General features: G+C 71.2%; 25 protein-coding genes and 1 riboswitch. Of the genes, 18 read left to right on the top strand and 7 right to left on the bottom strand.

Going from position 1 to position 26,571, the window contains the following annotated elements; translation table 11 throughout:
• The first annotated feature begins 81 nt into the window (after nt 1-81).
• The 7 genes from ACIP63_RS00290 to ACIP63_RS00320 all read left to right on the top strand — a co-directional run bounded on the left by ACIP63_RS00290 (nt 82) and on the right by ACIP63_RS00320 (nt 8,469).
• The gene (locus ACIP63_RS00290) at nt 82-1,332 is read left to right on the top strand and encodes an anion permease (RefSeq protein WP_401510006.1); all 1,251 of its coding nucleotides are present in this window, start codon (nt 82-84) and stop codon (nt 1,330-1,332) included.
• Between the two features lie 12 nt (nt 1,333-1,344).
• Nucleotides 1,345-1,569 (top strand): hypothetical protein, encoded by a 225-nt coding sequence (locus ACIP63_RS00295; RefSeq protein WP_401510008.1) that lies wholly within the window; start codon nt 1,345-1,347, stop codon nt 1,567-1,569.
• Between the two features lie 184 nt (nt 1,570-1,753).
• A riboswitch (cobalamin riboswitch) is annotated at nt 1,754-1,883 on the top strand.
• 128 nt (nt 1,884-2,011) lie between these two features.
• Nucleotides 2,012-2,956, top strand: coding sequence for a cobalamin biosynthesis protein (locus tag ACIP63_RS00300; protein WP_401510010.1), 945 nt, complete (start codon nt 2,012-2,014; stop codon nt 2,954-2,956).
• The gene (locus ACIP63_RS00305) at nt 2,953-4,503 is read left to right on the top strand and encodes a cobyric acid synthase (protein ID WP_401510012.1); all 1,551 of its coding nucleotides are present in this window, start codon (nt 2,953-2,955) and stop codon (nt 4,501-4,503) included. The genes ACIP63_RS00300 and ACIP63_RS00305 overlap by 4 nt, the downstream gene beginning before the upstream one ends.
• Nucleotides 4,500-6,530: a putative cobaltochelatase gene (locus ACIP63_RS00310; RefSeq protein ID WP_401510014.1), complete on the top strand. Its 2,031-nt coding sequence runs from the start codon at nt 4,500-4,502 to the stop codon at nt 6,528-6,530. Before ACIP63_RS00305 ends, ACIP63_RS00310 begins: the two co-directional genes overlap by 4 nt.
• Entirely contained in the window at nt 6,530-7,129 is a 600-nt protein-coding gene (gene cobO, locus ACIP63_RS00315) for a cob(I)yrinic acid a,c-diamide adenosyltransferase (protein ID WP_383572475.1), read from the top strand. The genes ACIP63_RS00310 and cobO overlap by 1 nt, the downstream gene beginning before the upstream one ends.
• Complete coding sequence (locus ACIP63_RS00320; RefSeq protein WP_401510016.1) at nt 7,123-8,469, top strand: cobyrinate a,c-diamide synthase; 1,347 nt, start codon at nt 7,123-7,125, stop codon at nt 8,467-8,469. Before cobO ends, ACIP63_RS00320 begins: the two co-directional genes overlap by 7 nt.
• Nucleotides 8,470-8,507: 38 nt before the next feature.
• Here ACIP63_RS00320 and ACIP63_RS00325 read toward each other — a convergent pair whose 3' ends face one another.
• Nucleotides 8,508-9,230 (bottom strand): ZIP family metal transporter, encoded by a 723-nt coding sequence (locus ACIP63_RS00325; protein ID WP_103513725.1) that lies wholly within the window; start codon nt 9,228-9,230, stop codon nt 8,508-8,510.
• A gap of 91 nt (nt 9,231-9,321) precedes the next feature.
• On the opposite strand from ACIP63_RS00325, the gene cobC reads away from it, so the two are divergent.
• Nucleotides 9,322-10,833 carry an Rv2231c family pyridoxal phosphate-dependent protein CobC gene (gene cobC / locus ACIP63_RS00330; protein ID WP_401510018.1) on the top strand — a complete coding sequence of 504 codons (1,512 nt, stop codon included), beginning with the start codon at nt 9,322-9,324 and terminating at the stop codon, nt 10,831-10,833.
• A 64-nt stretch (nt 10,834-10,897) separates the two neighbouring features.
• Here cobC and ACIP63_RS00335 read toward each other — a convergent pair whose 3' ends face one another.
• Both ACIP63_RS00335 and ACIP63_RS00340 read right to left on the bottom strand, forming a co-directional pair.
• A complete protein-coding gene (locus ACIP63_RS00335) occupies nt 10,898-11,932 on the bottom strand; it encodes an SCO1860 family LAETG-anchored protein (RefSeq protein WP_401510020.1) in 1,035 nt (344 codons plus the stop codon).
• 320 nt (nt 11,933-12,252) lie between these two features.
• Nucleotides 12,253-13,353, bottom strand: a complete 1,101-nt coding sequence (locus tag ACIP63_RS00340; RefSeq protein ID WP_401510022.1) for an amidohydrolase family protein — start codon at nt 13,351-13,353, stop codon at nt 12,253-12,255.
• 102 nt (nt 13,354-13,455) lie between these two features.
• Between ACIP63_RS00340 and ACIP63_RS00345 the strand changes: the two genes are divergently transcribed.
• The 6 genes from ACIP63_RS00345 (at nt 13,456) to ACIP63_RS00370 (ending at nt 18,811) form a co-directional block, all read left to right on the top strand.
• On the top strand, nt 13,456-14,562 hold the full coding sequence (locus ACIP63_RS00345) for a pyridoxal-phosphate-dependent aminotransferase family protein (RefSeq protein ID WP_401510023.1): 1,107 nt from the start codon (nt 13,456-13,458) through the stop codon (nt 14,560-14,562).
• 337 nt (nt 14,563-14,899) lie between these two features.
• On the top strand, nt 14,900-15,424 hold the full coding sequence (gene ectA / locus ACIP63_RS00350; RefSeq protein WP_401510025.1) for a diaminobutyrate acetyltransferase: 525 nt from the start codon (nt 14,900-14,902) through the stop codon (nt 15,422-15,424).
• A 97-nt stretch (nt 15,425-15,521) separates the two neighbouring features.
• Entirely contained in the window at nt 15,522-16,784 is a 1,263-nt protein-coding gene (ectB, locus tag ACIP63_RS00355; protein WP_401510027.1) for a diaminobutyrate--2-oxoglutarate transaminase, read from the top strand.
• A gap of 63 nt (nt 16,785-16,847) precedes the next feature.
• On the top strand, nt 16,848-17,246 hold the full coding sequence (locus ACIP63_RS00360; RefSeq protein ID WP_099176037.1) for an ectoine synthase: 399 nt from the start codon (nt 16,848-16,850) through the stop codon (nt 17,244-17,246).
• Between the two features lie 3 nt (nt 17,247-17,249).
• A complete protein-coding gene (gene thpD / locus ACIP63_RS00365) occupies nt 17,250-18,143 on the top strand; it encodes an ectoine hydroxylase (protein ID WP_401510028.1) in 894 nt (297 codons plus the stop codon).
• A gap of 353 nt (nt 18,144-18,496) precedes the next feature.
• Complete coding sequence (locus ACIP63_RS00370) at nt 18,497-18,811, top strand: hypothetical protein (RefSeq protein WP_401510029.1); 315 nt, start codon at nt 18,497-18,499, stop codon at nt 18,809-18,811.
• Between the two features lie 240 nt (nt 18,812-19,051).
• On the opposite strand, the gene ACIP63_RS00375 is transcribed toward ACIP63_RS00370, so the two are convergent.
• The gene (locus ACIP63_RS00375) at nt 19,052-19,312 is read right to left on the bottom strand and encodes a hypothetical protein (protein WP_401510031.1); all 261 of its coding nucleotides are present in this window, start codon (nt 19,310-19,312) and stop codon (nt 19,052-19,054) included.
• 106 nt (nt 19,313-19,418) lie between these two features.
• On the opposite strand from ACIP63_RS00375, the gene ACIP63_RS00380 reads away from it, so the two are divergent.
• From ACIP63_RS00380 to ACIP63_RS00390, 3 genes are all read left to right on the top strand, one after another.
• Entirely contained in the window at nt 19,419-20,255 is an 837-nt protein-coding gene (locus tag ACIP63_RS00380) for a Scr1 family TA system antitoxin-like transcriptional regulator (RefSeq protein ID WP_401510032.1), read from the top strand.
• Nucleotides 20,252-20,461 (top strand): DUF397 domain-containing protein, encoded by a 210-nt coding sequence (locus ACIP63_RS00385; RefSeq protein WP_401510034.1) that lies wholly within the window; start codon nt 20,252-20,254, stop codon nt 20,459-20,461. Before ACIP63_RS00380 ends, ACIP63_RS00385 begins: the two co-directional genes overlap by 4 nt.
• A 113-nt stretch (nt 20,462-20,574) precedes the next feature.
• Complete coding sequence (locus ACIP63_RS00390; protein ID WP_401510036.1) at nt 20,575-21,246, top strand: hypothetical protein; 672 nt, start codon at nt 20,575-20,577, stop codon at nt 21,244-21,246.
• Between the two features lie 10 nt (nt 21,247-21,256).
• Here ACIP63_RS00390 and ACIP63_RS00395 read toward each other — a convergent pair whose 3' ends face one another.
• Entirely contained in the window at nt 21,257-21,409 is a 153-nt protein-coding gene (locus ACIP63_RS00395; protein ID WP_401510038.1) for a DUF2191 domain-containing protein, read from the bottom strand.
• A 247-nt stretch (nt 21,410-21,656) separates the two neighbouring features.
• On the opposite strand from ACIP63_RS00395, the gene ACIP63_RS00400 reads away from it, so the two are divergent.
• Nucleotides 21,657-22,664 carry a VOC family protein gene (locus tag ACIP63_RS00400; protein ID WP_401510040.1) on the top strand — a complete coding sequence of 336 codons (1,008 nt, stop codon included), beginning with the start codon at nt 21,657-21,659 and terminating at the stop codon, nt 22,662-22,664.
• Between the two features lie 3 nt (nt 22,665-22,667).
• Here ACIP63_RS00400 and ACIP63_RS00405 read toward each other — a convergent pair whose 3' ends face one another.
• The gene (locus ACIP63_RS00405; protein WP_401510041.1) at nt 22,668-24,227 is read right to left on the bottom strand and encodes an arabinogalactan endo-beta-1,4-galactanase; all 1,560 of its coding nucleotides are present in this window, start codon (nt 24,225-24,227) and stop codon (nt 22,668-22,670) included.
• A 58-nt stretch (nt 24,228-24,285) separates the two neighbouring features.
• Nucleotides 24,286-26,331 (bottom strand): beta-galactosidase, encoded by a 2,046-nt coding sequence (locus ACIP63_RS00410; protein ID WP_401510043.1) that lies wholly within the window; start codon nt 26,329-26,331, stop codon nt 24,286-24,288.
• Nucleotides 26,332-26,571 lie beyond the last annotated feature (240 nt).

The raw sequence follows: 26,571 nt of genomic DNA on the forward strand, positions 1-26,571 counted from the left end.
CCGCCCTGCCCAGTTCATCTTCCGTTCACCCTGGTTGCTTACGTTCCACGTGCCAATGACGTCGAACGATTGCCTGGGTAAATGGAACACATCACGCTGCTGCTCGCGATTGTGATCGTGACAGCTCTCGTGTTCGATTTCACGAACGGTTTCCACGACACCGCCAACGCGATGGCCACCACCATCTCGACCGGCGCTCTCAAGCCCAAGACAGCGGTGGCCATGTCCGCCGTTCTCAACCTCGTCGGCGCGTTCCTGTCGGTGGAGGTCGCCAAGACGATCTCCGGCGGGATCATCAACGAGAACGGCCTCAGAACCGAGGTCATCTTCGCGGCGCTCGTCGGCGCGATCCTGTGGAATCTGCTGACCTGGCTGGTCGGCCTGCCCTCCAGTTCCTCCCACGCACTCTTCGGCGGCCTCATCGGCGCCGCGGTCATGTCGGCCGGCTGGTCCTCGATCAACGGCGGCACCGTCGTCACGAAGGTCCTGCTGCCCGCGATCGCCGCCCCGGTCGTGGCCGGTCTCGCCGCGCTGCTGGCCACGAAGCTGACGTACCGCCTCAACCGGAAGATCACCGACGAGGCGCAGCTGAAGTCGACCGCCAAGGGGTACCGCGCCGGCCAGATCGCCTCGGCCGGTCTCGTCTCGCTCGCCCACGGCACCAACGACGCGCAGAAGACCATGGGCATCATCACCCTGGCCCTGGTCACCGGTGGCGTCCTGTCCCCCGGCTCCAACCCGCCGGTCTGGGTCATCGCCTCCGCGGGTATCGCCATCGCGATGGGCACCTACCTCGGCGGCTGGCGCATCATCCGCACCATGGGCAGCGGCCTCACCGACCTGCGTCCGCCGCAGGGCTTCGCGGCCCAGACCAGTGCGGCCACGGTCATCCTGGCCTCCTCGCACCTCGGCTTCTCCCTCTCCACCACGCAGTCCTGCTCCGGTGCCGTCATGGGCGCGGGTCTCGGACGCAAGGGAGGCGTGGTCCGCTGGTCCACCGCCACCCGGATGTTCGTCGCCTGGGGCCTGACCCTGCCGGCCGCCGGTCTGATGGGCGCGGGCGCCGAGTTCCTGACCAAGCAGGGGCCCTGGGGCGTCGGGGCGGTCGCCGTCCTCCTCGTCGCGGGCTCCGGAGCCATCTGGCTGCTGTCGCGCCGCAAGCCGGTCGACCACACCAACGTGAACGCGGAGGCCGAGCCCGCGGGCGTCGTCACCACCGCCATCTCCGCGGTCAGCCCGCCGCCCGCCGGTGCCCTCGTACCGGAGCTCAAGACCACCATCTCGGCCCCGGCCACGACGGCCGGAACCCCGGCCGACCCGGCCACGGTGTAAGGACGGATCCGCATGAACATCGACTGGGCAGCTCTCGCGTCCGTCTTCGGCGTCAGCCTCGTGGTCACCGTCGCGCTGGTCGGCCTCTTCACCCTCGGTATCACGGGCATGGCCCGGCAGACGTCGACCGCACAGGGCGGCGGCGGTGCCAACGGCCTGGTGCGCACCGGCGCGTACGCCTGCTTCGGGCTGTGCGCGGCGGCGGTCGCGTACGGGATCTATCTGATCGTCGCCTGACCGCTCCCCCGCGGACTTCCGCCCGGGCCGGACACACCACGTGTGTCCGGCCCGGTGTGCGTCTGAGCACATTGAAGCCTCGCAGGTCAACGGCAGGTTGACGGGCATTCACGGGGCATGGTGGACTGCCGGAGCCATTTAGGCCGACCGGCACACATGTGCCTGCCGGCCTTACGGCGACAGGAGAGGAAGCCGGTGCGAATCCGGCGCGGTCCCGCCACTGTCACCGGGGAGCAGCCTCCACACGGAAGTCACGGCCCGCCACCGCGGGCTGGAAGGCCGGAGGAACTGCGGATCCGGAAGCCAGGAGACTCTCGTCGCCGGTCACGTCGAACCAGGGCGCGGACCCTGAGTGAGGACATACGCCATGCCTGGCTGCCCTGCGTCGGTCGCTTCACCACCTGTCACGAAGGTCCTCCGAGGCGCGACGGCCGGCTGAGCGGTGCGAGCCGACCGCATCTTCGCGTACGGAGCCGCCGCCGGCCTGATCGGCGACCTGCTGTTCGGTGATCCCCGGCGTGGCCACCCCGTCGCCGCCTTCGGGCGTGCGGCGGCGGGCGCCGAGCGCCGCCTGTGGCGTGACCACCGCGGCTGGGGCGCCCTGCACACGCTCGTCTGCGCCGGGGGCGCCACGGGCGCCGCCGCCCTGGCGGCGCGTGCCGTCCGGAACCGTCCCGCCGCCGCCGTGGCGCTGACCGCCGCCGCCACCTGGTCCGTCGTCGGGGGCACCTCACTGGGCCGCGAGGCGCGTGCCGTCGGCGGGGCGCTGGCCGCCGGGGACATCGAGCTCGCCCGGGAGCGGCTGCCGCATCTGTGCGGCCGTGATCCGCAGGCACTGGACGGGCAGCAGATCGCCCGCGCCGTGGTGGAGTCCGTCGCCGAGAACACCTCGGACGCCGTCGTGGGGGCCCTCGTGTGGGGCGCGCTCGGCGGGGTGCCCGGGCTGGTCGCCTTCCGGGCGGTCAACACGCTCGACGCCATGGTCGGGCACAAGTCGCCCCGCTACCGGCGCTACGGCTGGGCGTCGGCCCGGCTCGACGACATCGCCGGCTGGCCCGGGGCCCGGCTCACCGCCGTGCTCGCCGTGGCCGCCGGGGGCCGCCCGCGCGAGGCGGTCCGGGCGTGGCGGGCGGACGCGGGCAGGCACCCCAGCCCCAACGCGGGCCCCGTGGAGGCCTCGTTCGCGGGGGCGCTCGGCGTACGCCTCGGCGGCACGCTCGCGTACGGCGGGCGGGTCGAGCACCGGCCGGTGCTCAACGGCGGGGCCGGCCGGGACGTGCGGGTCACGGACATCGAACGCGCGGTGCGGCTGTCGCGCCGGGTGAGTGTGCTGGCCCTCGTCGTGTGTGCGGCGGGGCGGTCGGCCATGGGACGGAGAGTCGGATGAGCGGCGGGCTGCTGGTCGCGGGGACCACTTCGGACGCGGGCAAGAGCGTCGTCACGGCGGGGATCTGCCGGTGGCTGGTGCGCCGGGGGGTGAAGGTCGCGCCGTTCAAGGCGCAGAACATGTCGCTGAACTCGTTCGTCACCCGGGAGGGGGCGGAGATCGGCCGCGCCCAGGCGATGCAGGCGCAGGCCGCCCGGGTGGAGCCGTCCGCGCTGATGAACCCGGTGCTGCTCAAGCCCGGCGGCGACCGGTCGAGCCAGGTCGTCCTGATGGGGAAGCCGGTGGGCGAGATGAGCGCCCGCGGCTACCACGGCGGTCGCCAGGAGGCGCTGCTGGGGACGGTCGTGGACTGTCTGGAGCAGCTGCGGGGCACGTATGACGCCGTGATCTGCGAGGGGGCGGGCAGTCCTGCCGAGATCAATCTGCGGCGCACGGACATCGTGAACATGGGCATCGCCCGGGCGGCGCGCTTTCCCGTGCTGGTGGTCGGCGACATCGACCGGGGCGGTGTGTTCGCCTCGTTCTTCGGCACGACGGCGCTGCTGAGCCCCGAGGACCAGTCGCTGGTCGCGGGATACCTCGTCAACAAGTTCCGCGGTGACGTGTCGCTGCTGGAACCCGGTCTCGACATGCTGCTCGGGCTCACGGGGCGGCGGACGTACGGGGTGCTGCCGTACGCCCACGGGCTGGGCATCGACGAGGAGGACGGGCTGCGGGTCTCGATGCGCGGCACCGTACGCGAGTCGGTCGTGGCGCCGCCGCACGGCGAGGACGTGCTGCGGGTCGCGGTGTGCGCCGTGCCGCTGATGTCGAACTTCACCGATGTGGACGCGCTGGCGGCCGAGCCGGGTGTGGTGGTGCGGTTCGTGGACCGGGCGGAGGAGCTCGTCGACGCGGACCTCGTGATCGTGCCCGGGACGCGGGGCACCGTGAAGGCGCTGGCGTGGCTGCGCGAGCGGGGGCTGGCCGACGCGCTGGCCCGGCGTGCCGCGGAGGGCCGCCCGGTGCTGGGCATCTGCGGAGGGTTCCAGGTGCTGGGCGAGCGGATCGAGGACGACGTGGAGTCGCGGGCCGGACTGGTCGAGGGACTCGGGCTGCTGCCCGTACGCGTCCGTTTCGGCCGGGAGAAGGTCCTGGGGCGGCCCGTCGGGTCGGCGCTCGGGGAGCCGGTGGAGGGTTACGAGATCCACCACGGGGTCGCCGAGGTGAGCGGCGGCGAGCCGTTCCTCGACGGGTGCCGGGTGGGCTCGGTCTGGGGGACGCACTGGCACGGTTCGCTGGAGAGCGACGCGTTCCGGCGGGCGTTCCTGGGCGAGGTCGCGCGGGCCTCGGGGCGGCGGTTCACCGCGGCGCCGGACACGAGCTTCGGGGCGTTGCGGGAGGAACAGCTGGACCGGCTGGGGGACCTGATCGAGGAACACGCGGACACGGACGCGTTGTGGCGGCTGATCGAGACCGGCCCGCCGCAGGGGCTGCCGTTCATCCCGCCGGGTGCGCCGCCCGCGCCCGGTCATGCAGGTGTGGTTGCGACAGAGGAGGCCCTATGAGTACGCCGTATCCCTTCACCGCCATCGTCGGACAGGACGACCTGCGGCTGGGTCTTCTGCTCAACGCGGTCAGTCCCGCCGTCGGCGGGGTCCTGGTCCGCGGCGAGAAGGGCACCGCCAAGTCCACCGCCGTACGCGCGCTCGCCGCGCTCATGCCCGAGGTCGAGGTCGTGGCGGGGTGCCGCTTCTCGTGCGCCCCGGGCGCGCCCGATCCGGCGTGTCCGGACGGTCCCCACGAGACGGGTACGGGCGTGTCGCGTCCGGCGCGGACCGTGGAGCTTCCGGTCGGCGCGTCGGAGGACCGGCTGGTCGGCGCCCTCGACATCGAACGGGCTCTCTCGGAGGGCGTGAAGGCCTTCGAGCCGGGGCTCCTCGCCGAGGCCCATCGCGGGATCCTGTACGTCGACGAGGTCAATCTCCTCCATGACCACCTGGTGGACCTGCTGCTCGACGCGGCGGCCATGGGTGCCTCGTACGTGGAGCGGGAGGGTGTCTCCGTGCGTCACGCGGCGCGCTTCCTGCTGGTGGGGACGATGAACCCGGAGGAGGGCGAGCTCCGGCCGCAGCTGCTGGACCGCTTCGGGCTGACCGTCGAGGTGGCGGCCTCGCGTGACACGGACCTGCGCGTCGAGGTCGTACGCCGCAGGCTCGCCCACGACGACGATCCGGCCGCCTTCGCCGCGCGGTGGGCCGACGAGGAGGCCGCGTTGCGCGAGCGGATCGTCGCCGCGCGCGCCCTGCTTCCCCGTGTGGTGCTCGGCGACGGCGTGTTGCGGCAGATCGCGGCGACGTGCGCGGCGTTCGAGGTCGACGGGATGCGCGCCGACATCGTCATGGCGCGCACCGCGACTGCGCTGGCCGCGTGGGCGGGGCGCGAGGAGGTCGTCGCCGAGGACGTACGGCAGGCCGCGCTCCTGGCGCTCCCCCACCGGCGCCGGCGCAACCCGTTCGACGCGCCCGGACTGGACGAGGACAAGCTGGACGAGGCCCTCCAGGACGCGGCGGACGGCGACGGCGGGGGCGACGAAGATCCGGACCCCGACGGGCCCGGCGGCGGGGTGCCCCCGCAGGGCGGCGGCCCCGACGACGGCGGTACGGACGCGGGTGGTCCCGACGACGGCGGTACCGACGCGCCCGGCCCTGAGCGGACCGGGAGCGGCGACGCGCCCGCGCCCGGCGGCGGTGCCGGGGAGCAGCAGCCCGTTCGGGCCGGCGAGCCGTTCCGTACGAAGATGCTCAGCGTGCCCGGACTGGGCGAGGGCGCGGCCGGGCGGCGGTCCCGGGCGCGTACCGAGCACGGCAGGACCACCGGATCCCGGCGCCCCGAGGGTGCGCTGACGAAGCTTCACCTGGCGGCGACCGTGCAGGCGGCGGCTCCGCACCAGCGGGCGCGCGGGCGTTCGGGGCGGGGTCTCGTCGTGCGGCGGGACGATCTGCGGCAGGCGACGCGGGAGGGACGCGAGGGCAATCTCGTGCTGTTCGTCGTGGACGCCTCCGGGTCGATGGCTGCCCGGCAGCGGATGAGCGCCGTGAAGGGGGCGGTGATGTCGCTGCTGCTGGACGCCTATCAGCGCCGGGACAAGGTCGGCCTGGTCACTTTCCGAGGCAAGGACGCCGAGGTGGCGCTGCCGCCCACCTCGTCGGTGGACGCGGCCGCCGCGCGGCTGGAGACGCTGCCGACCGGCGGGCGCACCCCGCTGGCCGCCGGGCTGCTCAAGGCGCACGACGTGCTGCGGGTGGAGCGGCTGCGTGATCCGTCCCGGCGGGCGCTCCTCGTCGTGGTGACGGACGGCCGGGCGACCGGAGGCGTCGACCCGGTGGCGCTGGCGGCGCGGGCCGGACGGCTGCACGCCTCGGAGGGCACCGCGTCGGTCGTCGTGGACTGCGAGTCGGGGATCGTACGCCTCGGGCTCGCCGCACAGCTCGCACGGGATCTGGGGGGCAGCGCGGTCACGCTCGACGAGCTGCGCGCCGACTCGATCGCCGGGCTGGTCAAGGACATCACTGCTGCCGGGAGGGCCGCTTAATGCCACAGGGACAGCCGGTATCGGTACCGGACGACGGACTGACGACACGTCAGCGGCGTAACCGTCCGCTGTTGTTCGTCCACACGGGCATCGGCAAGGGCAAGTCGACGGCGGCCTTCGGGCTGGCGCTGCGCGCCTGGAACCAGGGCTGGCCGATCGGGGTGTTCCAGTTCGTCAAGTCGGCGAAGTGGAAGGTCGGCGAGGAGAACGCGCTGAAGGTGCTGGGCGCGAGCGGCGAGGGCGGCACCGTCGACTGGCACAAGATGGGCGAGGGCTGGTCGTGGGTCCAGCGCGACAACCAGCTCGACAACGAGGAGAAGGCCCGCGAGGGGTGGGAGCAGGTCAAGCGTGACCTGGCGGCGGAGACGTACAAGCTGTACGTGCTCGACGAGTTCGCCTATCCGATGCACTGGGGCTGGATCGACACCGACGAGGTCGTCGAGGTGATGCGGGACCGTCCGGGCACCCAGCACGTGGTGATCACGGGCCGGAACGCGCCGCAGAAGCTGATCGATGCCGCCGACCTGGTGACCGACATGTCGAAGGTCAAGCACCCGATGGACGCCGGCCAGAAGGGCCAGAGAGGCATCGAGTGGTGAGTGTTCCTCGACTGGTCGTCGCCGCCCCCGCTTCGGGCAGCGGCAAGACCACGGTCGCCACGGGCCTGATGGCGGCCTTCGCGGGTCGTGGCCTCGCGGTCTCCCCGCACAAGGTGGGGCCGGACTACATCGACCCGGGTTACCACGCGCTGGCCACCGGCCGCCCGGGGCGCAATCTCGACGCGTACATGTGCGGACCCGGTCTGATCGCCCCGCTGTTCACGCACGGGGCGAGCGGCTGCGACCTGGCCGTCGTCGAAGGGGTCATGGGGCTGTACGACGGGGCCTCGGGGCAGGGTGAACTCGCCTCGACCGCCCAGGTGTCCAAGCTGCTGCGGGCTCCCGTCGTGCTGGTCGTCGACGCGTCCTCGCAGTCGCGGTCGGTCGCGGCCCTCGTGCACGGTTTCGCCTCCTGGGACCCGGAGGTGCGGATCGGCGGGGTGATCCTGAACAAGGTGGCCTCCGACCGCCATGAGGCGCTGCTCCGGGAGGCGCTCGACGAGTCCGGGCTGCCTGTGCTCGGGGTGCTGCGGCGGGCGCCGCAGGTGGCGACCCCGTCGCGTCATCTGGGCCTGGTCCCGGTGGCCGAGCGGCAGAACGACGCCCTCGAAGCCGTACGGGCGATGGGTGACCGCGTGCGCGAGGGGTGCGACCTGGACGCCCTGATGGCACTGGCGCGCTCGGCGCCGGCCCTGCCCGACGAGGCGTGGGAGCCGCAGGCGTACCCCCGGGAGGGGGCCCGGCCGGTGGTGGCCGTGGCGGGCGGCGCGGCGTTCACCTTCGCCTACGCGGAGCACGCCGAGCTGCTGACGGCGGCGGGCGCCGAGGTGGCCGTCTTCGACCCGCTGCACGACGAGAAGCTGCCCACGGGCACGGCGGGGCTGGTCATCGGCGGTGGCTTCCCCGAGGTGTACGGACCGGAGCTGTCCGCGAACGAGCCGCTGCGCCGGGCGGTCACGGATCTGGCTCTCTCCGGTGCTCCCGTGGCGGCGGAGTGCGCGGGGCTGCTCTATCTGGCCCGTGAGCTGGACGGGCGGCCCATGTGCGGGGTGCTGGACGCGTCGGCCCGGATGTCCGAGCGGCTGACGCTCGGCTACCGGCAGGCGGTGGCGGTGTCCGACAGCGTGCTGGCCGTGGCCGGGACCCGGCTGCGCGGGCACGAGTTCCACCGGACGGTGCTGGAGCCCGGGGCGGGCGCGACGCCCGCCTGGGGTCTGCATCAGCCGGAGCGCCGGGTGGAGGGCTTCGTGCAGCAGGGCGTGCACGCGAGTTATCTGCACACGCACTGGGCTGCGGAGCCCGGGGTGGCCCGGCGTTTCGTGGAGCGGTGCCGGGGGTGACGCCGCTCCGCGCGCGTGGGCCGGTCCCGGGGCGGGCGTCACTCGGCGATGCCGACCACCAGCCAGATGAAGCCCACTCCCGCGACCGTGCACAGCAGCGTGGAGCGGGCCGGGTGGTCGTGGTGCGCCTCGGGGAGGATCTCGGCAGCGGCGAGGTAGAGGAGCGCCCCGCCGAAGAAGCCGAGATAACAGCCGAGCAGTTCCTCCGGAAGGGTGAACAGCAGCGTGGTCGCGGCGCCGACGATCGGGGCCAGCGCGTCCGCGTACAGCATCAGGAGCGCCTTGCGGCGGGCGTTTCCGTAGAGGCTGGTGATCGTGTACGTGTTGAATCCGTCGGCGAAGTCGTGGGTGATGACGGCGAGCGCGACGGCGGCCCCCATCCCGCCGCCGATCTGGAACGCGGCGCCGAGCGCGATGCCGTCCATCAGGCTGTGGCCCACCATCGCGGCCGCCGCCGTCAGCCCGACCTGCGGCACCCTCTCCTCGCCCGCCCCGTGTGCCGCCTGGCGTACGGCCAGCGAGCGCTCGACGAGATGGGCCGTCAGGAAGCCGCCCACGAACAGCAGCAGGGCGGCGGGGACGCCGAACACCACACCGCCCGCGGCCTCCACGGCCTCGGGCAGCAGATCGAGACCGACGACGCCCAGCATCAGTCCGCCGGCGAAGCCGAGCACGAGGTGCCGGCGGTCGCTGACGCGCTGCGCGACCCAGCCGCCCGCCAGGGTCATCAGGAACGCGCCGAGCGCGACGAATACCGCCATGGGCCCTTGCTAGCGGATTGACCCCGCCTCCCGCACCTCAGGCGGCCCTTACCCGTGCCCCCCAGCCCTGCCCCCGGAAGGACCTTCTGCCATGACCCGAGCCGAGCTCGTCGTCGGCGTCGGCGCGCGCCGCGGCGTCCAGGCCGAGGAGGTGCTCGGGCTGATCCGGAGGACGCTCCAGGAGGCCGGACTCGCGGCCGGCGACGTGATCGAGCTGGCCACCCTCGACACCCGGGCGGGCGACCCGGGGATCGCAGGCGCGGCGGAGCGCCTTGGGGTGCCCGTGCGGCCGTACACGGCCGGAGCACTGGCGGAGGTCCCCGTGCCCAACCCTTCGGCGGCGCCCCGTGCGGCTGTGGCCACCGGGTCGGTCGCGGAGTCCGCGGCACTCGCGGACGGCGGTGAACTGCTGGTCCCCAAGCGGAAGTCGGCGTCGGTGACCTGCGCGGTGGCCCGACGGAGCCGCCCGGCCGACACCTCGGCATCGACGAATCGCTCCGAGCCGTTCAACATTGCTGGCATGCTGCCCCCCACTGAGCACATCGAGAGCGCCGGGCCCGATCTGCGGCACCACGGCGACGCGGAAGTACGCGGCCTGGATCTGACCGACCTCGCCGTCAACGTACGGACCGGCACACCCCCGGACTGGCTGCGTCAGCGGATAGCCGCGTCGCTGGTGTCGCTGGCCGCCTATCCGGACGGGGGGCCGGCGCGGGCGGCGGTCGCGGAGCGGCACGGGCTGCCCGAGGAGAGGGTTCTGCTCACGGCGGGCGCCGCCGAGGCGTTCGTGCTGATCGCCCGGGCGCTGCCCGCCCGGCGGCCGGTCGTCGTGCATCCGCAGTTCACGGAGCCCGAGGCGGCCCTGCGCGCGGCGGGCCACGAGGTCGGGCGGGTGCTGCTGCGCCCGGAGGACGGCTTCCGGCTGGATCCGGCGGCGGTGCCGGAGGACGCGGACCTGGTGGTCGTCGGCAACCCGACCAACCCGACGTCCGTGCTGCATCCCGCGGAGGTGCTGGAGCGGCTGGCGCGGCCCGGGCGGACACTGGTGGTCGACGAGGCGTTCATGGACGCCGTACCGGGTGAGCGTGAGGCGCTGTGCGGGCGTACCGACGTACCGGGGCTGGTGGTGCTGCGGAGCCTGACGAAGACCTGGGGGCTGGCGGGGCTGCGGATCGGCTATGTGCTTGCCGAACCGGAGACGGTCGCCCTGCTGCAGGAGGCGCAGCCGTTGTGGCCGGTGTCCTCCCCCGCGCTGGCGGCGGCCGAGGCCTGCATGGAGCCGCGTGCCCTGGTCGAGGCGGCGGACGCGGCGGACCGGATCGCGGTGGACCGGGCGCATCTGCTGGCCGGTCTCGCGGAGTTCAGCGAGGTGCGGGTGGTGGAGCCTGCCGCCGGCCCGTTCGTGCTGCTGCGGCTGGAGCGGGCGGGCGAGGTGCGGGATCTGCTGCGCTCGCGCGGATTCGCGGCGCGGCGGGGGGACACGTTTCCCGGGCTGGGCGGTGAGTACCTGCGGCTCGCCGTACGCGACCGTGTGACGACCAACAGGTTCCTCCAGGCACTCGACCTGGCGCTTCAGGGGCTTCCCCGGAGAACCGTCGGCTGACGGTTCTCCGGGGCGAGTGGGAGCGGTGCTCCGCTGTGCGGGCACCGCTCCCACCGGCAGGTGGTCAGCCCCGGGCGCGCTTACGGGCGAGGACCGTGGCGCCCGCTCCGACCGCCAGCAGGACGGCGGCTCCACCCGCGATGTACGGGGTCGAGGAGCTGGATCCGGTCTCGGCGAGGTCTCCGGAGCCGGTGGCGGCCTGGACCGGGTCGGATCCGGTCTGGGGCTTCACGTCGACGGGCTCTTCCTTGCCGCCGGTGCCGCCCGTGCCGTCCGTGTCACTGGAACCGCTGTCACCGGAGCCGCTGTCGCCGGAACCGCTGTCGCCGCCCGTCGATCCGCCGTTACCGGAGGAACCCCCGTCGTCCGGACCGCCGCCCTCGGGCGTCTCGCACGTCGCCTCGGCCAGCGTGATCTCGCCCTCCACCTCGGCGACGTTCAGCTTGAGCGGGTTCACGGAGACCCGCAGCTGGAGCGCCGTCGCGGCCGCCGTCCGCTTGGTCGTCACCGTCTTCGACAGGTCGAGCGTCACCTCGCCGACGCCCGGCACCTCGACCTTCGTCGTGCCTCCCGACGTGAGCGTGGTCTTCTTGCCGAGCACCGTCACATGCCCCAGCACGTTCGACTCCGCGACCGGCTCGTGGCCCACCTCGCACACGGCCTTGGACGTGACCTTCTGGATCTCGATCAGCGAGAGAGCCCGCAGTCCCGGCACATGCACCCGCGCCGCGGCGAGGTTGCTGTACCCCTCCGCCTTGTGCGCGTCCACCGTGGCGTTCGCCGTGGCGACGTCGGCCTTGAGCATGTGGAAGGAGCGGCCCTTGTCGACGCCGTCGAGTTCGACGGCGAGCGCGGTCTTCTCCGCGCTCGCCGGCGCGTGGACCTCGTTGAGCGAGGTCGTGAGCGGCACCTGGACCGACTTGTTCAGGAGCGAGACGTCGAGCCCGGCGCGGAGCACGGCCGCGCTCGCCTTTCCGTGGCCTCCGCCCGGAGTGGCCGGGGCCGTCGCGGTGGCTGCGTGCGCGGGGACGGCGACGAGCAGTGCGACGGGAGCTGCGGCGACCGCCAGGGCAGCCGAACGGAAGGTGTTGCTGTTCAAGGTGGTGGAACCCCCACAAGAGACATGGAGCCACCGGAGCCGTCAATGGGGGACATCGCGGGCACCGGGGGCCTCGACTCCGTGAATCTTTACGCACAGAGGGTGAACTGGCGGATACCTGGCGCCAGTTCACTCCAAAGAGGGGTTTCCGTGTGCACATTCGAATCCAACGGCACAGGAGTTCCTCGGAATCTCCCGTTTCACACCTTCGGGGCGCGCTCGGCTGATGTCCCGGGCGGCACACCGAGTGGGTTCAACGAGAGCCGGGGCCCGGGGTCACCGCCGGTCAACACGGCGCCCCTTGGGGGCCGCCCGGCGGGTCAGCCCATCACCCGCCCGTTGAGCACGACCGCGCGCGGGGAGGCCAGCACCCGTACGTCCGCCCTCGGGTCCTCGTCGTACATCACCAGGTCCGCCGGGGCCCCCTCTTCCAGCACCGGCCGGCCGAGCCACCGCCGCGCGCCCCAGGCCGTGGCGGAGAGCGCGTCGAGGGGCGGGATGCCGGCCTTCACCAGTTCGGCCACCTCGTCCGCGATCAGGCCGTGGGCCAGCGACCCTCCCGCGTCCGTGCCCGTGAAGACCGGGATCCCCGCGTCGTACGCCGCGCGCACGGTGTCGTACCGGTCCGCGTGAAGCCGCCGCATATGGGCGGACCAGCGGGGGAACCGGGCCTCGCCCCCTGCCGCCAGGCCGGGGAAGGTGGCGATGTTGACCAGGGTCGGCACGATCGCCACGCCACGCTCCGCGAAGAGCGGAATCGTGTCCTCGGTCAGCCCCGTCGCGTGCTCGATGCAGTCGATCCCGGCCTCCACCAGGTCCCGCAGCGCGTCCTCGGCGAAGCAGTGCGCGGTGACCCGGGCGCCGAGCCGGTGCGCCTCGGCGATCGCGGCCTCGACCTCGCCGCGCGGCCAGCAGGCGGTCAGGTCCCCGGCGTCCCGGTCGATCCAGTCGCCCACGAGCTTCACCCAGCCGTCACCCCGCCGCGCCTCCTGGGCGACGTAGGCGACGAGGTCGCCGGGCTCGATCTCATGGGCGAAGTTGCGGATGTAACGACGCGTCCTGGCGATGTGCCGCCCCGCTCTGATGATCTTCGGCAGATCCTCGCGGTCGTCCACCCACCGGGTGTCGGAGGGTGATCCCGCGTCGCGGATGAGCAGCGTGCCGGCCTCCCGGTCGGTCAGTGCCTGCTTCTCGCTGGTCGCCGCGTCGACCGGCCCCTGGTGCCCGAGCCCCACATGGCAGTGCGCGTCCACGAGGCCGGGCAGGACCCATCCGGTGAGCGTCGCGGCGTCGTCGGCGCCCGGCGGCCTCTCGTAGGTGATCCGCCCGTCGACCGCCCAGAGCCCGTCCCTCACCTCGTCGGGTCCGACGAGCACCCGCCCCTTGATCCGCAGCACCGGCGCCACCTCGTGATCACTCATGACAGCACTGTACGAGGCCGTCCGGCCGGGGAGCAGGGGGGCGCTTAGTACCCTCGACGCAGGCGCTGAGAGCGCACCGGCCGACCCGAAGAGAGCACCACCGTGACACACCCGTTCCTCGACCTCGCCCCGCTCACCGCCGCGCGCTTCGCAGCGATCGAGCGGCGGGTGGCCGCCCTCCTCGGCACCGGGCAGGACGTCGTCATCATGCAGGGCGAGGCGCTGCTGCCCCTCGAAGGCTGCATCCGGGGCGGCGCCCGTCCCGGTTCGACCGCGCTGAACATCGTCACGGGACCGTACGGCCAGACCTTCGGCGACTGGCTGCGCGACTGCGGCGCCGAGGTCGTCGACCTGGCGGTGCCGTTCCACACGGCGGTCACCGCCGAGCAGGTCGAGCGCGCGCTGGCCGAGCATCCCGCGATCGACTTCGTCTCGCTCGTGCACGCGGAGGCGGCGACCGGCAACACCAACCCGGTCGCGGAGATCGGCGAGGTCGTGCGGGCGCACGGCGCCCTGTTCATGGTGGACGCCGTCGCGTCGGTGGGCGCGGAGCCGCTGCTGGTCGACGCCTGGGGCGTGGACCTGTGCGTCATCGGCGCGCAGAAGGCCATGGGCGGCCCGGCGGGGGTGTCCGCGGTGTCGGTGAGCGCGCGGGCGTGGGAGCGGATGGCCGCCAACCCGCAGGCCCCGCGGCAATCGTACCTCTCACTGCTGGACTGGAAGGCCCGCTGGATCGACGGCGGCCGCAAGGCGCTGCCGCACGCGCCCGCGCAGCTGGAGATGCTGGCGCTCGACGCGTGTCTGGAGCGGATCGAGGCGGACGGCGCGGACACGGTCATGGCGCGGCACGCCTCGGCGGCAGCGGCGACCCGGGCGGGCGCCACGGCGCTCGGCGGCGGGCTGGAGCCGTACGTCCATGACGCGCGTGACGCGGCTCCGGTCGCGACGACACTGCGCGTGCCGGCGGATCTCGACGCCTCGGCACTGGTCGGCCGGGCGCTCGCCGCCGACTCCTCGCTGCCGCTGATCGCGGGCGGTGGGGCTCTGTCCAAGGAGATGATCCGGGTCAATCACTACGGTGTGCACGCGACGCGGGACACGGTGCTGTCCTCGCTGGCCGCCTTGGGCGCCGCGCTCGGCGAGGCGGGCCGGAAGACCGATATCGAGGCTTCCCGCGAAGCCGTCGCGGAAACCTGGCAGAACGACTGAATTAATTGAAGCCTGCAAGTTCGGCAATTCAATCGACGTAAAAGGGGAGCTGCTTTATCGGGAGCAGCTCCCCGCATTCTTCTTCCCCCGTTCCCCGAGGCTAAACGCCACAGTTTTCACTCGATCGGCCTACGCAATGCGAACGGATCTCAGGAGAGTTACAACGATGTGACCGACCCCACACCGAGTCCGTTATGGCCGTTAAATTCCGGACAAGACTAGCGAAATCGCCCCCCGGTCGGACCCAGCCCGCGCCCGCGTGATAGCACAACGAGGCCGCTGACCCAACCCCCTGCGACGATGCAATTTTGATTTTTGCTGGGTAAATTCAATTCGCATGACCGCCGCACCAGCAGATTTTGCAAGTGCCCGAAGCGAATTCCTCAGAATCGACACCCCGCGAGTGGAGGACGGAGCCGCGATCTGGCGCATTGCCCGCGACTCCGAGGTACTGGACCTCAACTCCTCGTACAGTTACCTGCTGTGGTGTCGTGACTTCGCGGCGACCTCCGTGGTCGCCCGCGACGAGAACGGCGACCCGATCGCCTTCGTGACCGGATACATCCGCCCCGACCGCCCCGAGACGCTCGTCGTCTGGCAGGTGGCCGTCGACCAGGCCCACCGCGGCAAGGGACTGGCGGCCACGCTGCTGGACGCGCTGACCTCCCGTGTCGCCTCCGACCAGGGCCTGGCCTCGGTCGAGACGACCGTCACCCCGGACAACACCGCCTCCGACCGGCTGTTCACGTCCTTCGCGCAGCGGCACGACGTGCCACTGGAGCGCGAGGTGCTCTTCGAGGGGGCGCTGTTCCCCGAGGGGTCGCACCTGCCGGAGGTGCTCTACCGCATCGGTCCGTTCTAGAGCCTCTCAGCGCCCCTCCGCGCCCCGCCCGGGCGCGGATTCCCCGGGCTTGCCTGACCCGCCGCCCGTCACACCCCCCTCGAGCAGGAGATCCGCTGTGACCATCACCCCGCCCGCACTGAGCGTCTTCGAGACCCTGGAATCGGAAGTACGGAGCTACTGCCGCGGTTGGCCCGCAGTCTTCGACCGCGCGCAGGGCGCCCGGCTCACCGACGAGGACGGACACTCGTACCTCGACTTCTTCGCCGGTGCCGGTTCACTGAACTACGGCCACAACAACCCGGTGCTGAAACGCGCGCTGATCGACTACATCGAGCGCGACGGCATCACCCACGGCCTGGACATGGCCACGACGGCCAAGCGGGCGTTCCTCGAGACCTTCGAGAACGTGATCCTGCGCCCGCGTGACCTGCCCTACAAGGTGATGTTCCCCGGCCCGACCGGCACCAACGCCGTCGAGGCGGCGCTGAAGCTCGCCCGCAAGGTCAAGGGCCGCGAGTCCGTCGTCTCGTTCACCAACGCCTTCCACGGCATGTCGCTCGGTTCGCTCGCCGTGACCGGCAACGCCTTCAAGCGCGCCGGAGCCGGCATCCCGCTGGTGCACGGCACCCCGATGCCGTTCGACAACTACTTCGACGGCACCGTTCCCGACTTCATCTGGTTCGAGCGGCTCCTGGAGGACCAGGGTTCCGGGCTGAACAAGCCCGCCGCCGTGATCGTGGAGACCGTCCAGGGTGAGGGCGGCATCAACGTCGCCCGCGCCGAGTGGCTCCGCGCCCTCCAGGAGCTCTGCCACCGCCAGGACATGCTCCTGATCGTCGACGACATCCAGATGGGCTGTGGCCGTACCGGCGGCTTCTTCTCCTTCGAGGAGGCCGGCATCGTCCCGGACATCGTCACGCTGTCGAAGTCCATCAGCGGCTACGGCATGCCGATGTCGCTCTGCCTCTTCAAGGGCGAGCTGGACATCTGGGAGCCGGGTGAGCACAACGGCACCTTCCGTGGCAACAACCCGGCCTTCGTCACCGCCGCCGCCACGCTCGACGCCTACTGGGCCGACGGCCAGATGGAGAAGCAGACCCTGGCCCGCGGCGAGCAGGTCGAGCAGACGATGCTGGCGATCTGCGGCGAGGAGCCGACCGCGCAGTTCCGTGGCCGCGGCCTCGTCTGGGGCCTGGAGTTCACCGACCCCGCGCGCGCCTCCGCCGTCTGCGCACGTGCCTTCGAGCTGGGGCTGCTGCTGGAGACCTCCGGCCCGCAGTCCGAGGTCGTCAAGCTGCTGCCGCCGCTGACCATCACCCCCGAAGAGCTGGACGAGGGCCTGCGCACGCTGGCCCGGTCCGTCCGCGAGACCGCCTGAGCAGGGGTACGCACCCGCGCAGGCACCACAGAGCAGGACAGAAGAGAAAGGCACCACCCCACCGTGATCGTCCGATCTTTCAGTGACATCGAGAACACCGACCGGCACATCAAGTCCGCTTCAGGTACCTGGGAGAGCAAGCGCATCGTGCTCGCCAAGGAGAAGGTGGGCTTCTCGCTCCACGAGACCGTGCTGTACGCGGGCACGGAGACGTCGATGTGGTACGCGAACCACATCGAGGCCGTTCTGTGCACCGAGGGCGAGGCCGAGCTCACCAACGACGAGACCGGCGAGAAGCACTGGATCTCCCCCGGGACGATGTACCTGCTGAACGGGCACGAGCACCACACCCTGCGGCCGAAGACCGACTTCCGCTGCGTGTGCGTCTTCAACCCCCCCGTCACCGGACGGGAGGACCATGACGAGAACGGTGTATACCCGCTGCTGACAGAGGAGGGCTGAACCATGACCACCGATGTACGCGCCGACCTGTACCCCTCGCGCGGCGCCGCCGAGATGACCACTCCCCGCCAGGACCCGGTCATCTGGTCCGCGCCGGGCGCGCCGGGACCGATCGCCGCGAAGGACCTCCAGTCCTTCGAGCACGACGGCTTTCTCGCCATCGACCAGCTCATCTCGCCCGACGAGGTGGCCGGCTACCACGCGGAGCTGGACCGGCTGATCGCCGACCCGCGGGTCCGCGCCGACGAGCGCTCGATCATCGAGCCGAAGTCGCAGAGCGTGCGGTCCGTCTTCGAGGTCCACAAGCTCAGCGAGGTCTTCGCGAACCTGGTCCGCGACGAGCGTGTGGTGGGCCGGGCCCGCCAGATCCTGGGCTCCGACGTGTACGTCCACCAGTCGAGGATCAACGTCAAGCCGGGCTTCGGCGCCTCGGGCTTCTACTGGCACTCGGACTTCGAGACCTGGCACGCCGAGGACGGTCTGCCGAACATGCGGACCGTGTCGGTCTCGATCGCGCTGACCGAGAACTACGACACCAACGGCGGGCTGATGATCATGCCCGGCTCGCACAAGTCGTTCGTCGGCTGCGCGGGCGAGACGCCGAAGGACAACTACAAGAAGTCCCTGCAGATGCAGGACGCCGGCATCCCGTCCGACGAAGTGCTGACCAAGATGGCCGACCGCCACGGCATCAAGCTCTTCACCGGCAAGGCGGGCTCGGCGACCTGGTTCGACTGCAACGCGATGCACGGCTCCGGGGACAACATCACCCCCTACGCGCGCAGCAACGTCTTCATCGTCTTCAACAGCGTGGAGAACACGGCGCAGGAGCCCTACGCGGCTCCGATCCGCCGGCCCGAGTTCATCGGGGCGCGTGACTTCACCCCGGTGAAGTAGGCACGTACGACGGTCGGAAGGGGCGGGACGCATCACGCGTCCCGCCCCTTCGGCGTGCCCGGGCCCGTGGCTCCCCGCTGGCTTCCGCCAGGGAGCTCTGTGTCCATACGGTTGTCACCGCCCCGGGTGCGCCTCGGACGCCGGGCCCGTGGAACGCGACACCGGTGGTCTTCGGGTTCACAGCCTGTCTGTCAGCGGCTGACCGACCGTGGGCGGGCACGGAACCGCCGGGCGGGCCTGGTGCATCTCTCCTGGCGACGAGGGACGAGAAGGGGGGCGAGGCCGTGGCGGGGAGTGCCGTGGACACCGGCCGTGGCAGGCGGCCGAGGGGCGGCCTCTGGGCACCTGGCCTGGTGAACCTCGCTCTCGGCGTACCGGCGATGGTCCCGCTCGACCTCGCGTGGTGGCTGCTGACCGAGTACCTGCCGATGAGCTGCCGGAGCATGAAGGACGTGGGCCGCCCCGGGCATGCCGACTGCGAGTACACCACTCTTGATTACGCGGGCCCTGCGATGTTCATGCTGTCGGTGACCGGGCTGCTCATGCTGGTTCTGATCCTGACGGTGGACGTGGTCGTGCCACTGCGGCGTGGTGACCGTCTCGGCAGGTGGCTCGGCTCGGCCGCACTGATCCTGGCACCGTTCACGGTGTGCGCGGCGCTGGACTAGGCAGTCCCGCCCGGCGCCACGAGAAGACCCGGCCATCCACCTGGCCGAACTGGTTCGCGACGCCGTGTTCCGCCTCCAGATGGATACGGAGCCTGACGCGCTCATCCGTCGCCCTGGACGGGTCGGCCTCCTTGTCGGCCAGCTTCTCCGCGCACACGAGACGGTCGCAGCCAGGACACCCGGGCACGGGCTCCGGAGCCTTCAGAGGGAACGAGACGAACAGGTCGTCATTTCGGCAGCTCACAGAAATCGCCCTTCGCTCCGGGCATTGCATCGCGCGTTCTCCGCGCGGAGCCGCTCTATGGGCGTCGCGAGCCGTACGTACGCCGGATCCGCCTCCCATTCGGCGCCGCCCTGGGCCGGGCGCAGTGACCAGTAGGGGCCGGCGACTCCTCGGAACTCCCCCACACGGTCATCGCGGGTGGTGTCCACGACGAGGGCGCCGGGGGGCGGGGGTTGTGGGGGTTCCTGCTCGCTTACGGGAACGTATGTCCCAGCCATCGCGACTCCACTCCGTAGTCATTCCACTACCAAGGCGGCTCAGCGTGGCCTAGAGTCGATATCCGTTCAACCTGTTGGATACGAACGGAAAGAAGGCAACAGGTCAGTGAACCGCAAGGAGTTGGTCCCCGAGAGCAGCCCAGAAGCCGCATTCGGAGCACGTGTCCGCAGCTCACGGGAATCCCATGGTTGGAAGCAGGAAGATCTTGCCGCGCGAACGGGCTACTCCGGCACGCATATTTCGGCCGTGGAAACTGGACGCAAGGTTCCAACTCTTCGCTTCTCGCGCAGTCTCGACCTCGCCTTCGGCACTGGTGGCAGTGCTGACACGTTCGAGCGTCAGTGGCGCGAGATCCGGCACGGCTCGCTGTTGGAGGGCTTCCCTCAGTACGTGGGACATGAGGGGCGAGCAGCAGAGATCCGGCTGTACGAGATCGGGATCATTCCCGGGCTGCTTCAGACACCGGAGTACGCCCGGTGTCTCGCGGACAGCGCTGTGCGACGAGGAGCCATCACGTCGGAGCAAGCAACCGAGCGGGTCACATTTCTGGCAGAACGGCAGGCGGCACTGGTCCGGCCCCGCCCACCCATGATGTTGGTGGTCATGGACGAGAGCTGCATCCGCAGGCGGGTCGGCGGACACAAGGTCATGGACGCCCAACTCGACCGGTTGCTGGAGTTCGCCGAGCTGCCGAACATCGTGCTTCAGGTGGCGCCGTACGACATAGGGGAGCGTCGCCCGTTCAACCTCCCGATGAACCTGTTGACCTTGTCGGACCTGTCCGTGATCGCGTACGCGGAATCCCAGATTCGCGGACATCTGGAACGTGATGTGCCCTCCGTACTCCCTCTCTTGACGGCCTACCATCAACTACAGGCCGAAGCGCTGTCCCAGACGGCATCGGTGGCCATGATCAAAGAGGTACGAAAGGGCACACAATGACGACCGAGACCCCCCGTTGGATCAAGTCCTCCTACAGCGACAACGGCGGCAACTGCGTCGAGGTCGCCGCCAACCTCGCCGCCCCCCACGGCGTCGTCCCCGTCCGCGACTCCAAGAACCCGGCCGGCCCCGTCCTGGCCCTGCCCGCCGCCTCCTTCGCCTCCTTCGTGGTCGGCGTCAAGGCAGGGGCGTTCGGCACCGCCTGAGCGGCGAGCAGCCACAGGGCCATTGCTAGGCTGCCACTGCCGATCATGGTCGTGATCGTGTGCACGGTGGAGAGGTGGGGGGCCCTATGCGAACGATCCACAGGACGACTGCGGTGACACTGACGGCCGTGCTGGCCGGGGTCGCGCTCGCAGGGTGCGGGGGTGGTGACGACGGCCCCGCGCAGAAGTCGGCGGCGGAACTGCTCGACGAGGCCAACACCCGGATGAGCGAGCTGAGTTCCCTCAGCATCGAGATCACCAACACGGTCGGTGACGACCATGTGACGTGGCGGATGACCACCGATCTGAAGAACCGGTGCCAGGTGAAGAACACCTTCTCCAGGAGCGGCACCCTGGAGCAGATCCGGATCGGCGAGACGGACTACGTCCGCCCGGACAAGGCGTACCTGGAGACGTGGAGCGGCACCGATCTCGGCACCGCCCGGCCGGGCAAATGGGCGAAGGTACCCGTCGCCGAGTCGAAGCCGGGCGGCGGGCTGTCCCAGTGCACCCGGCCGTTCGAGTCCTTCGGTACGGCGACGAAGGGTGAGGCCACCCGCATCGGCGGCCGGGAGGCGCTCGGGCTGAACGTGACCGATCCCTCGGACAAAGAAGGCACGTACACCTTCTATGTCGCCACCGAGGGCGAGCCGCATCTGCTGAAGGCCGTGTACAAGAGCGGGAAGCAGGTCACCACCACGTCGTTCGGTGACTTCGACAAGCCGCTGGACATCCGGCCGCCCGCGTCGGCCGAGGTGCTGGACATGAGTGACGCCACCGGCTAGTGCTCACCGGTCAGGCTTGAGGTTCCTGCGGCTTGACCTCGACCTCGCGCAGGCTCTGGTCCGTGCGCTCGGTGCGCGCCTCGGTGCGGTGCCCCCGGGCGATGTAGTCGCGCACGACCGCTTCGACGGCGTCCTGAGGTGTACCGACCCCTGCCAGGACCATCACTTCCACCAGACGAGGCCGACTCGGTCCAGGACGGGAAGCTGCCCGGCTACCACCGGATTCGGATGCAGGGCACGGCCTACAGGGGGCTCTCGGCACCGAGCGCGGACTGGAAGTAAGGGTCGTTGGGAGAATACGGACGGCTAAATCGGTCAAATCGACCGGCTTTCCGTCCTCAACTTCCCAATGACCTGAGGCGGGTCAATTCGCTGGACCTCGGCAGGGGTCAGCGGCGACAGTGACGGCCATGACTTCGCTCGTACAGCACATCACCATCGACTGCGCCGACGCCTACAAGCTGGCCGGATTCTGGGCCGAGGTACTCAGCTCGCCCGTCTCCGACGACGACTCGCCCGGTGATCCCGAGGCGCTCGTGGAGGCGCCGGGGGCGGCGCTGCTCTTCGTCACGGTGCCGGAGCCCAAGGGCGTCAAGAACCGGGTCCATCTCGACGTCCGGCCCGAGGACCGCACCCGTGACGAGGAGGTCGAGCGGCTGCTTGCTCTCGGCGCCACCCTGGTCGCCGACCACCGCAAGCCGAACGGGCGGGGCTGGGCGACCCTGGCGGATCCGGAGGGCAACGAGTTCTGCGTGGAGTGCGGTGCGGCCGAGCGTGCGGCACTGAGCGGGACGCGGATGCCCGTCACCGCCGACGACGTGACGCTCGCGGTGCGGCTCGCGGTCGACACCCTCGCGGAGTCCCCGGCGGACGACTGGCGCGTCCCGGCGGGGACGTTGGCGTGGGACTGCTGGGAGACCGTGGAGCATCTGAGCGACGACCTCTTCGCGTACGCCGTCCAGCTCGGCCCGCGCACGCCCTCGCTGGAGAGCGAGGTTCCCTACCGCTGGGCCCCGGACCGCGAGGGCGGCCCCTGGAACTCGATCTTCGCGAATCCGGAGGCGGGGACCGCCGGCCTGCTCCAGACGCTGGAGGCCAGTGGCGCCCTCCTGACCGCGATGGTGCGCACGGCGTCTCCAAGTCTCCGTTCCTACCACTCGCACGGCGTCTCCGACCCGGAGGGCTTCGCCGCGATGGGCGTCGTGGAGACCCTGGTGCACACCCACGACGTCGCCGCGGGGCTGTCGCTCTCCTGGGCCCCGCCCCGGGACCTCTGCGACCGGGTGCTGGCGCGGCTCTTCCCCGACGCCCCGGACGACGACGACCGGTGGACCGTGCTGCTGTGGTCCACCGGCCGTGCGGATCTGCCGGGCCGCGACCGCGTCACCTCGTGGAAGTGGCACGGTGCGCCGCTGTAGCCGTCAGCGGTGGGAGTACCATTTCGCCGCCGGGAGCAGCCTGCCGTCGTAGTCGAACACCGCCTGGTTCTCCCAGGCGTTGCCCGACGCCGGGTCGGCCGGGTCCCAGCCGCTGCCGGTGACGGCGGTCCACGCCGGCTCCCAGTAGACGGCGCCGAGTCCCCGGCCGTTCGGGACGGCCTCGACGACGTTCATGACGTCCCGGAGGTTCGCCGCCTGGCCGGCCGGGGTCGCCGGGTAGCCGGTGACCAGCTGGTCGGCGGTGGCGACGTTGTTCTCCAGGCCGTCGTCGTCGGCGAGCGTATGGGCGTAGGCGGTCTCGGCGACCAGCACCGGCTTCCCGTAGCGGGAGGCGGCGTCGTCCAGGTTGGTCTGGAGTTCGGCCGGCGAGCCGTGCCAGTAGGCGTAGTACGAGAGGGCGATGACGTCGAACGGCACCTTCTGCGCCACGGCGTTGTCGAACCACCGGCGGGTGCCCGCGTTGTCGCCGCCCTTGGCGAGGTGCAGCGCCACCTTCGTGGTGGCGGAGACCGCCTTCGCGGCGTCCGCCCCGGAGGTGAGGAGGCCGGCGAGCTGGGACCAGTTGTCGGTGGAGCCCTCCGGCCAGAGCATGCCGCCGTTGATCTCGTTGCCGATCTGCACCATGTCGGCCGTGGTGCCCTGGGCCTTGAGCGCGTTCAGCACGTCGTAGGTGTGGTGGTAGACGTCGGTGCGCAGCTGGCTGTAGCCGTGTCCGACCCAGGCGGCGGGCTTGTTCTGTTTGCCGGGGTCGGCCCAGGCGTCGGAGTAGTGGAAGTCGATGAGCGTCTTCATGCCGAGGGCCTTGGCACGCTTGGCCATGGCGAGCACGTGGGCCTTGTCGTTGTAGCCGTCGGCCGGGTTCACCCAGACCTTGAGGCGTACATAGTTCATCCCGGAGCTCTTGAGGATGCTCATGGCGTCCCCGGCCCTGCCGTTCGCGTCGCTGTACGTCGCGCCGTGCGCCTCGTTCTTCGGGAGGGTGGAGAGGTCACCGCCCCGGACGCTCAGTCCGGTGGATCCGGGGGTGAAGGTGATGTCGTCGAAGTTGGCCCACTCCCCCGCATGGGCGTCGGAGTTGAGGCTGATCGTGCAGGCCCCGCCGGTGACCTTGACGGAGGTGACCAGCCGGACCCAGTCGCCGTTCGCGGTCGGCGGCAGGTCGGTGCGCTGCTCGGTGGCGCCGCAGTTGCGCAGGGCGATGTAGGCGGAGTTCTGGCCGCCGCCGGAGCGGACCCAGGCGCTCAGGGTGTACGTGCCGTCGGTGAGGCCGCTCAGGTACTGGTAGGTCTCGACCTTGTACGCCGAGGCCGACCAGTGGCTGAGCCGGGTGCTGCCGCCGTGGCCGCCCGCCTCGGTGAACGAGGCGGCATTGTGTCCGCCGGCCGAGTACGTCGACCAGCCCGTCGCACCCGATTCGAAGCCGGTGTTGACGGGGGCGGTGGCCGCGTGGGCGGCCTGGGCGGGGAGCGCGGCGAACACGAGACCGGAGAGTGCGGCCACCGTCCCGGCCGCTTTCGCGCGGGTGTGCGTCGTTCCGTACATCGTCGATGTCCCTTCGACAGTTGTGCGGGGTAACGGGGGTGTGACAGGGGGGTGCGCCTCAGCCGTCGAGGCGTACGACGCGGACCGCGCCCGCCGGAACGGCGAGTTTGTCCACGGCGGGCTCGCCGGTGAGGAGTTCGGTGCCGGGGGCGTCCAGCGCCACGCCGGCGTCGGAGTCGGAGTGGTTGATCACGAAGAGGTAGCTGCCGGTGTCGCCGGTGCGGCGCACGACCTCGACGTCGTACGGCAGGTTCGTGCGCGGTTCGATGCCGGCGTCGGCGGCGGCACGGGCCAGGACGGTGTCCAGGCCGGCGCCGGAGAGCCGGGTGGAGAGGTACCAGGCGGTGCCCTCACCGAGCCGGTTGCGGGTGACGGCGGGCCGGCCGGCCGGGATGCCGTCGGCGTACGACCAGACGGTCTCGGCGCCGCGCGGGATCACCACGTCCGACCAGACGTCGCCGGTCAGCTCCGGGCCTTCGGGGGCTCCCTCGGGGGTGATGAGGCGGACGGTGCCGCCCTCGCCGAGCGGGGAGAACTCCTCGACGGTCAGGCCGAGGACGTCCCGGAGCGCGCCCGGGTACGGGCCGGGGTGCACCGCGTCGTCGGTGTCGACGATGCCGGAGAAGTACGAGACGACGAGGGTGCCGCCGTTCTCGACGTACCGGCGCAGGTTGCGGCCGGTCTCCTCGGTGGCGAGGTAGAGGGCGGGGACGACGACCAGGGGGTACGCGGACAGGTCGGCACCGGGGTGGGCGAAGTCGACCGTGAGGTGCTGGTCGTAGAGCGAGGCGTAGAAGGTGTCGGCGCGCTCGCGGGCGTCGTGCTCCTCGCTCGGGCGCCACTCCAGGCGCTGCGCCCACCAGGACTCCCAGTCCCAGAGCATCGCCACGTCGGCGACGGTCCGGGTCGACCGGACGCCCTCCAGCAGGCCGAGTCCGGCGCCGAGCGCGCTCACCTCGCGCCAGATCCGTGAGTCGGTGCCGGCGTGCGGGACCATCGCGGAGTGGAACTTCTCGGCGCCGCGCCGGGACTGCCGCCACTGGAAGAACATCGCGCCCTCGGATCCCCGGGCGACGTGGGCGAGGCTGTTGCGGGCCATCTCGCCGGGGCGCTTGGCGGGGTTGCGGGGCTGCCAGTTGACGCCGCTGGTGGAGTGCTCCAGGAGCAGCCAGGGCGCGCCGCCCGCGACCGAGCGGGTGAGGTCGGCGGCCATGGCGAGGTTGACGTGGGTGCGGCGGCCGTCGGTGATCAGGTAGTGGTCGTTGGTGACGAGGTCGACCTCGCGGCCCCAGGCCCAGTAGTCGATGGAGTCGCACTGGCTGAGTGCGGTCATGAAGTTGGTGGTGACCGGGATGCCGGGGGCGAGGCGGTGCAGGATGTCGCGTTCGGCGGTGAAGTTCTCCCGCATGGTGGCGTCGGCGAAGCGGGCGTAGTCCAGCTGCTGGGCCGGGTTGCCGACGGTCGGGGTGGTGCGGGGCGGGTCGATGTCGTCGAGGCTGCGGTAGCGCTGGCCCCAGAAGGCGGTGCCCCAGGCCTCGTTGACCGCCTCGACGGAGCCGTGCCGGGCGGTGAGCCAGCGGCGGAAGTGGGCGGCGCAGTTGTCGCAGTAGCAGGCGCTGACGGGGACGCCGTACTCGTTGTGGACGTGCCACATCGCGAGGGCCGGGTGGTTCGCGTAGCGGCGGGCGAGCTGCTCGGTGATGTTCGCAGCCGCCGCGCGGTAGGGGGCCGAGCTGTGGCAGATCGCGCCGCGCGATCCGAAGGCGAGGCGCACCCCGTCGCGGCTGAGCGGGAGAGCCTCGGGGTGGGCGCGGTAGAACCAGGCGGGCGGTGCGACGGTGGGGGTGCCGAGGTCGGCGCGGACGCCGTTGACGTGCAGCAGGTCCAGGAGACGGTCGAGCCAGCCGAAGTCGTAGGTGCCCGGTTCGGGCTCCAGCAGCGCCCAGGAGAAGATCCCGACGCTGACCATGGTCACGCCGGCTTCCCGCATCAGGCGTACGTCCTCGTGCCAGACCTCCTCGGGCCACTGCTCGGGGTTGTAGTCGCCGCCGAAGGCCAGCTTGTGCAGACCGACCGGGTACGGCGTGGGTTCTGAGTGCGGCATGGACAGCTCCTGGCTCTTTTGGACAACTTCTGGGAACGTGCACACACACTCTCGGCGGCGCAGGGCCAACATAACCGCACAGCAACAACCATTGACAAGTGTCGGTTTCGTTTCTCTACTGTGAACGCTCACAGCGCCGTTCCGGCCGGTCCGCCAAGGGCCTTTCGTTTGGATCAGGCCGGATCAGGGAGCGGGGTCCGGTGCGTGCAGCTGCAAGGCGGAGGAGGGAGTCGACGCGGA

The sequence above is a fragment of the Streptomyces sp. NPDC088746 genome (assembly GCF_044751065.1).
In the GTDB taxonomy this organism is placed as follows: domain Bacteria; phylum Actinomycetota; class Actinomycetes; order Streptomycetales; family Streptomycetaceae; genus Streptomyces.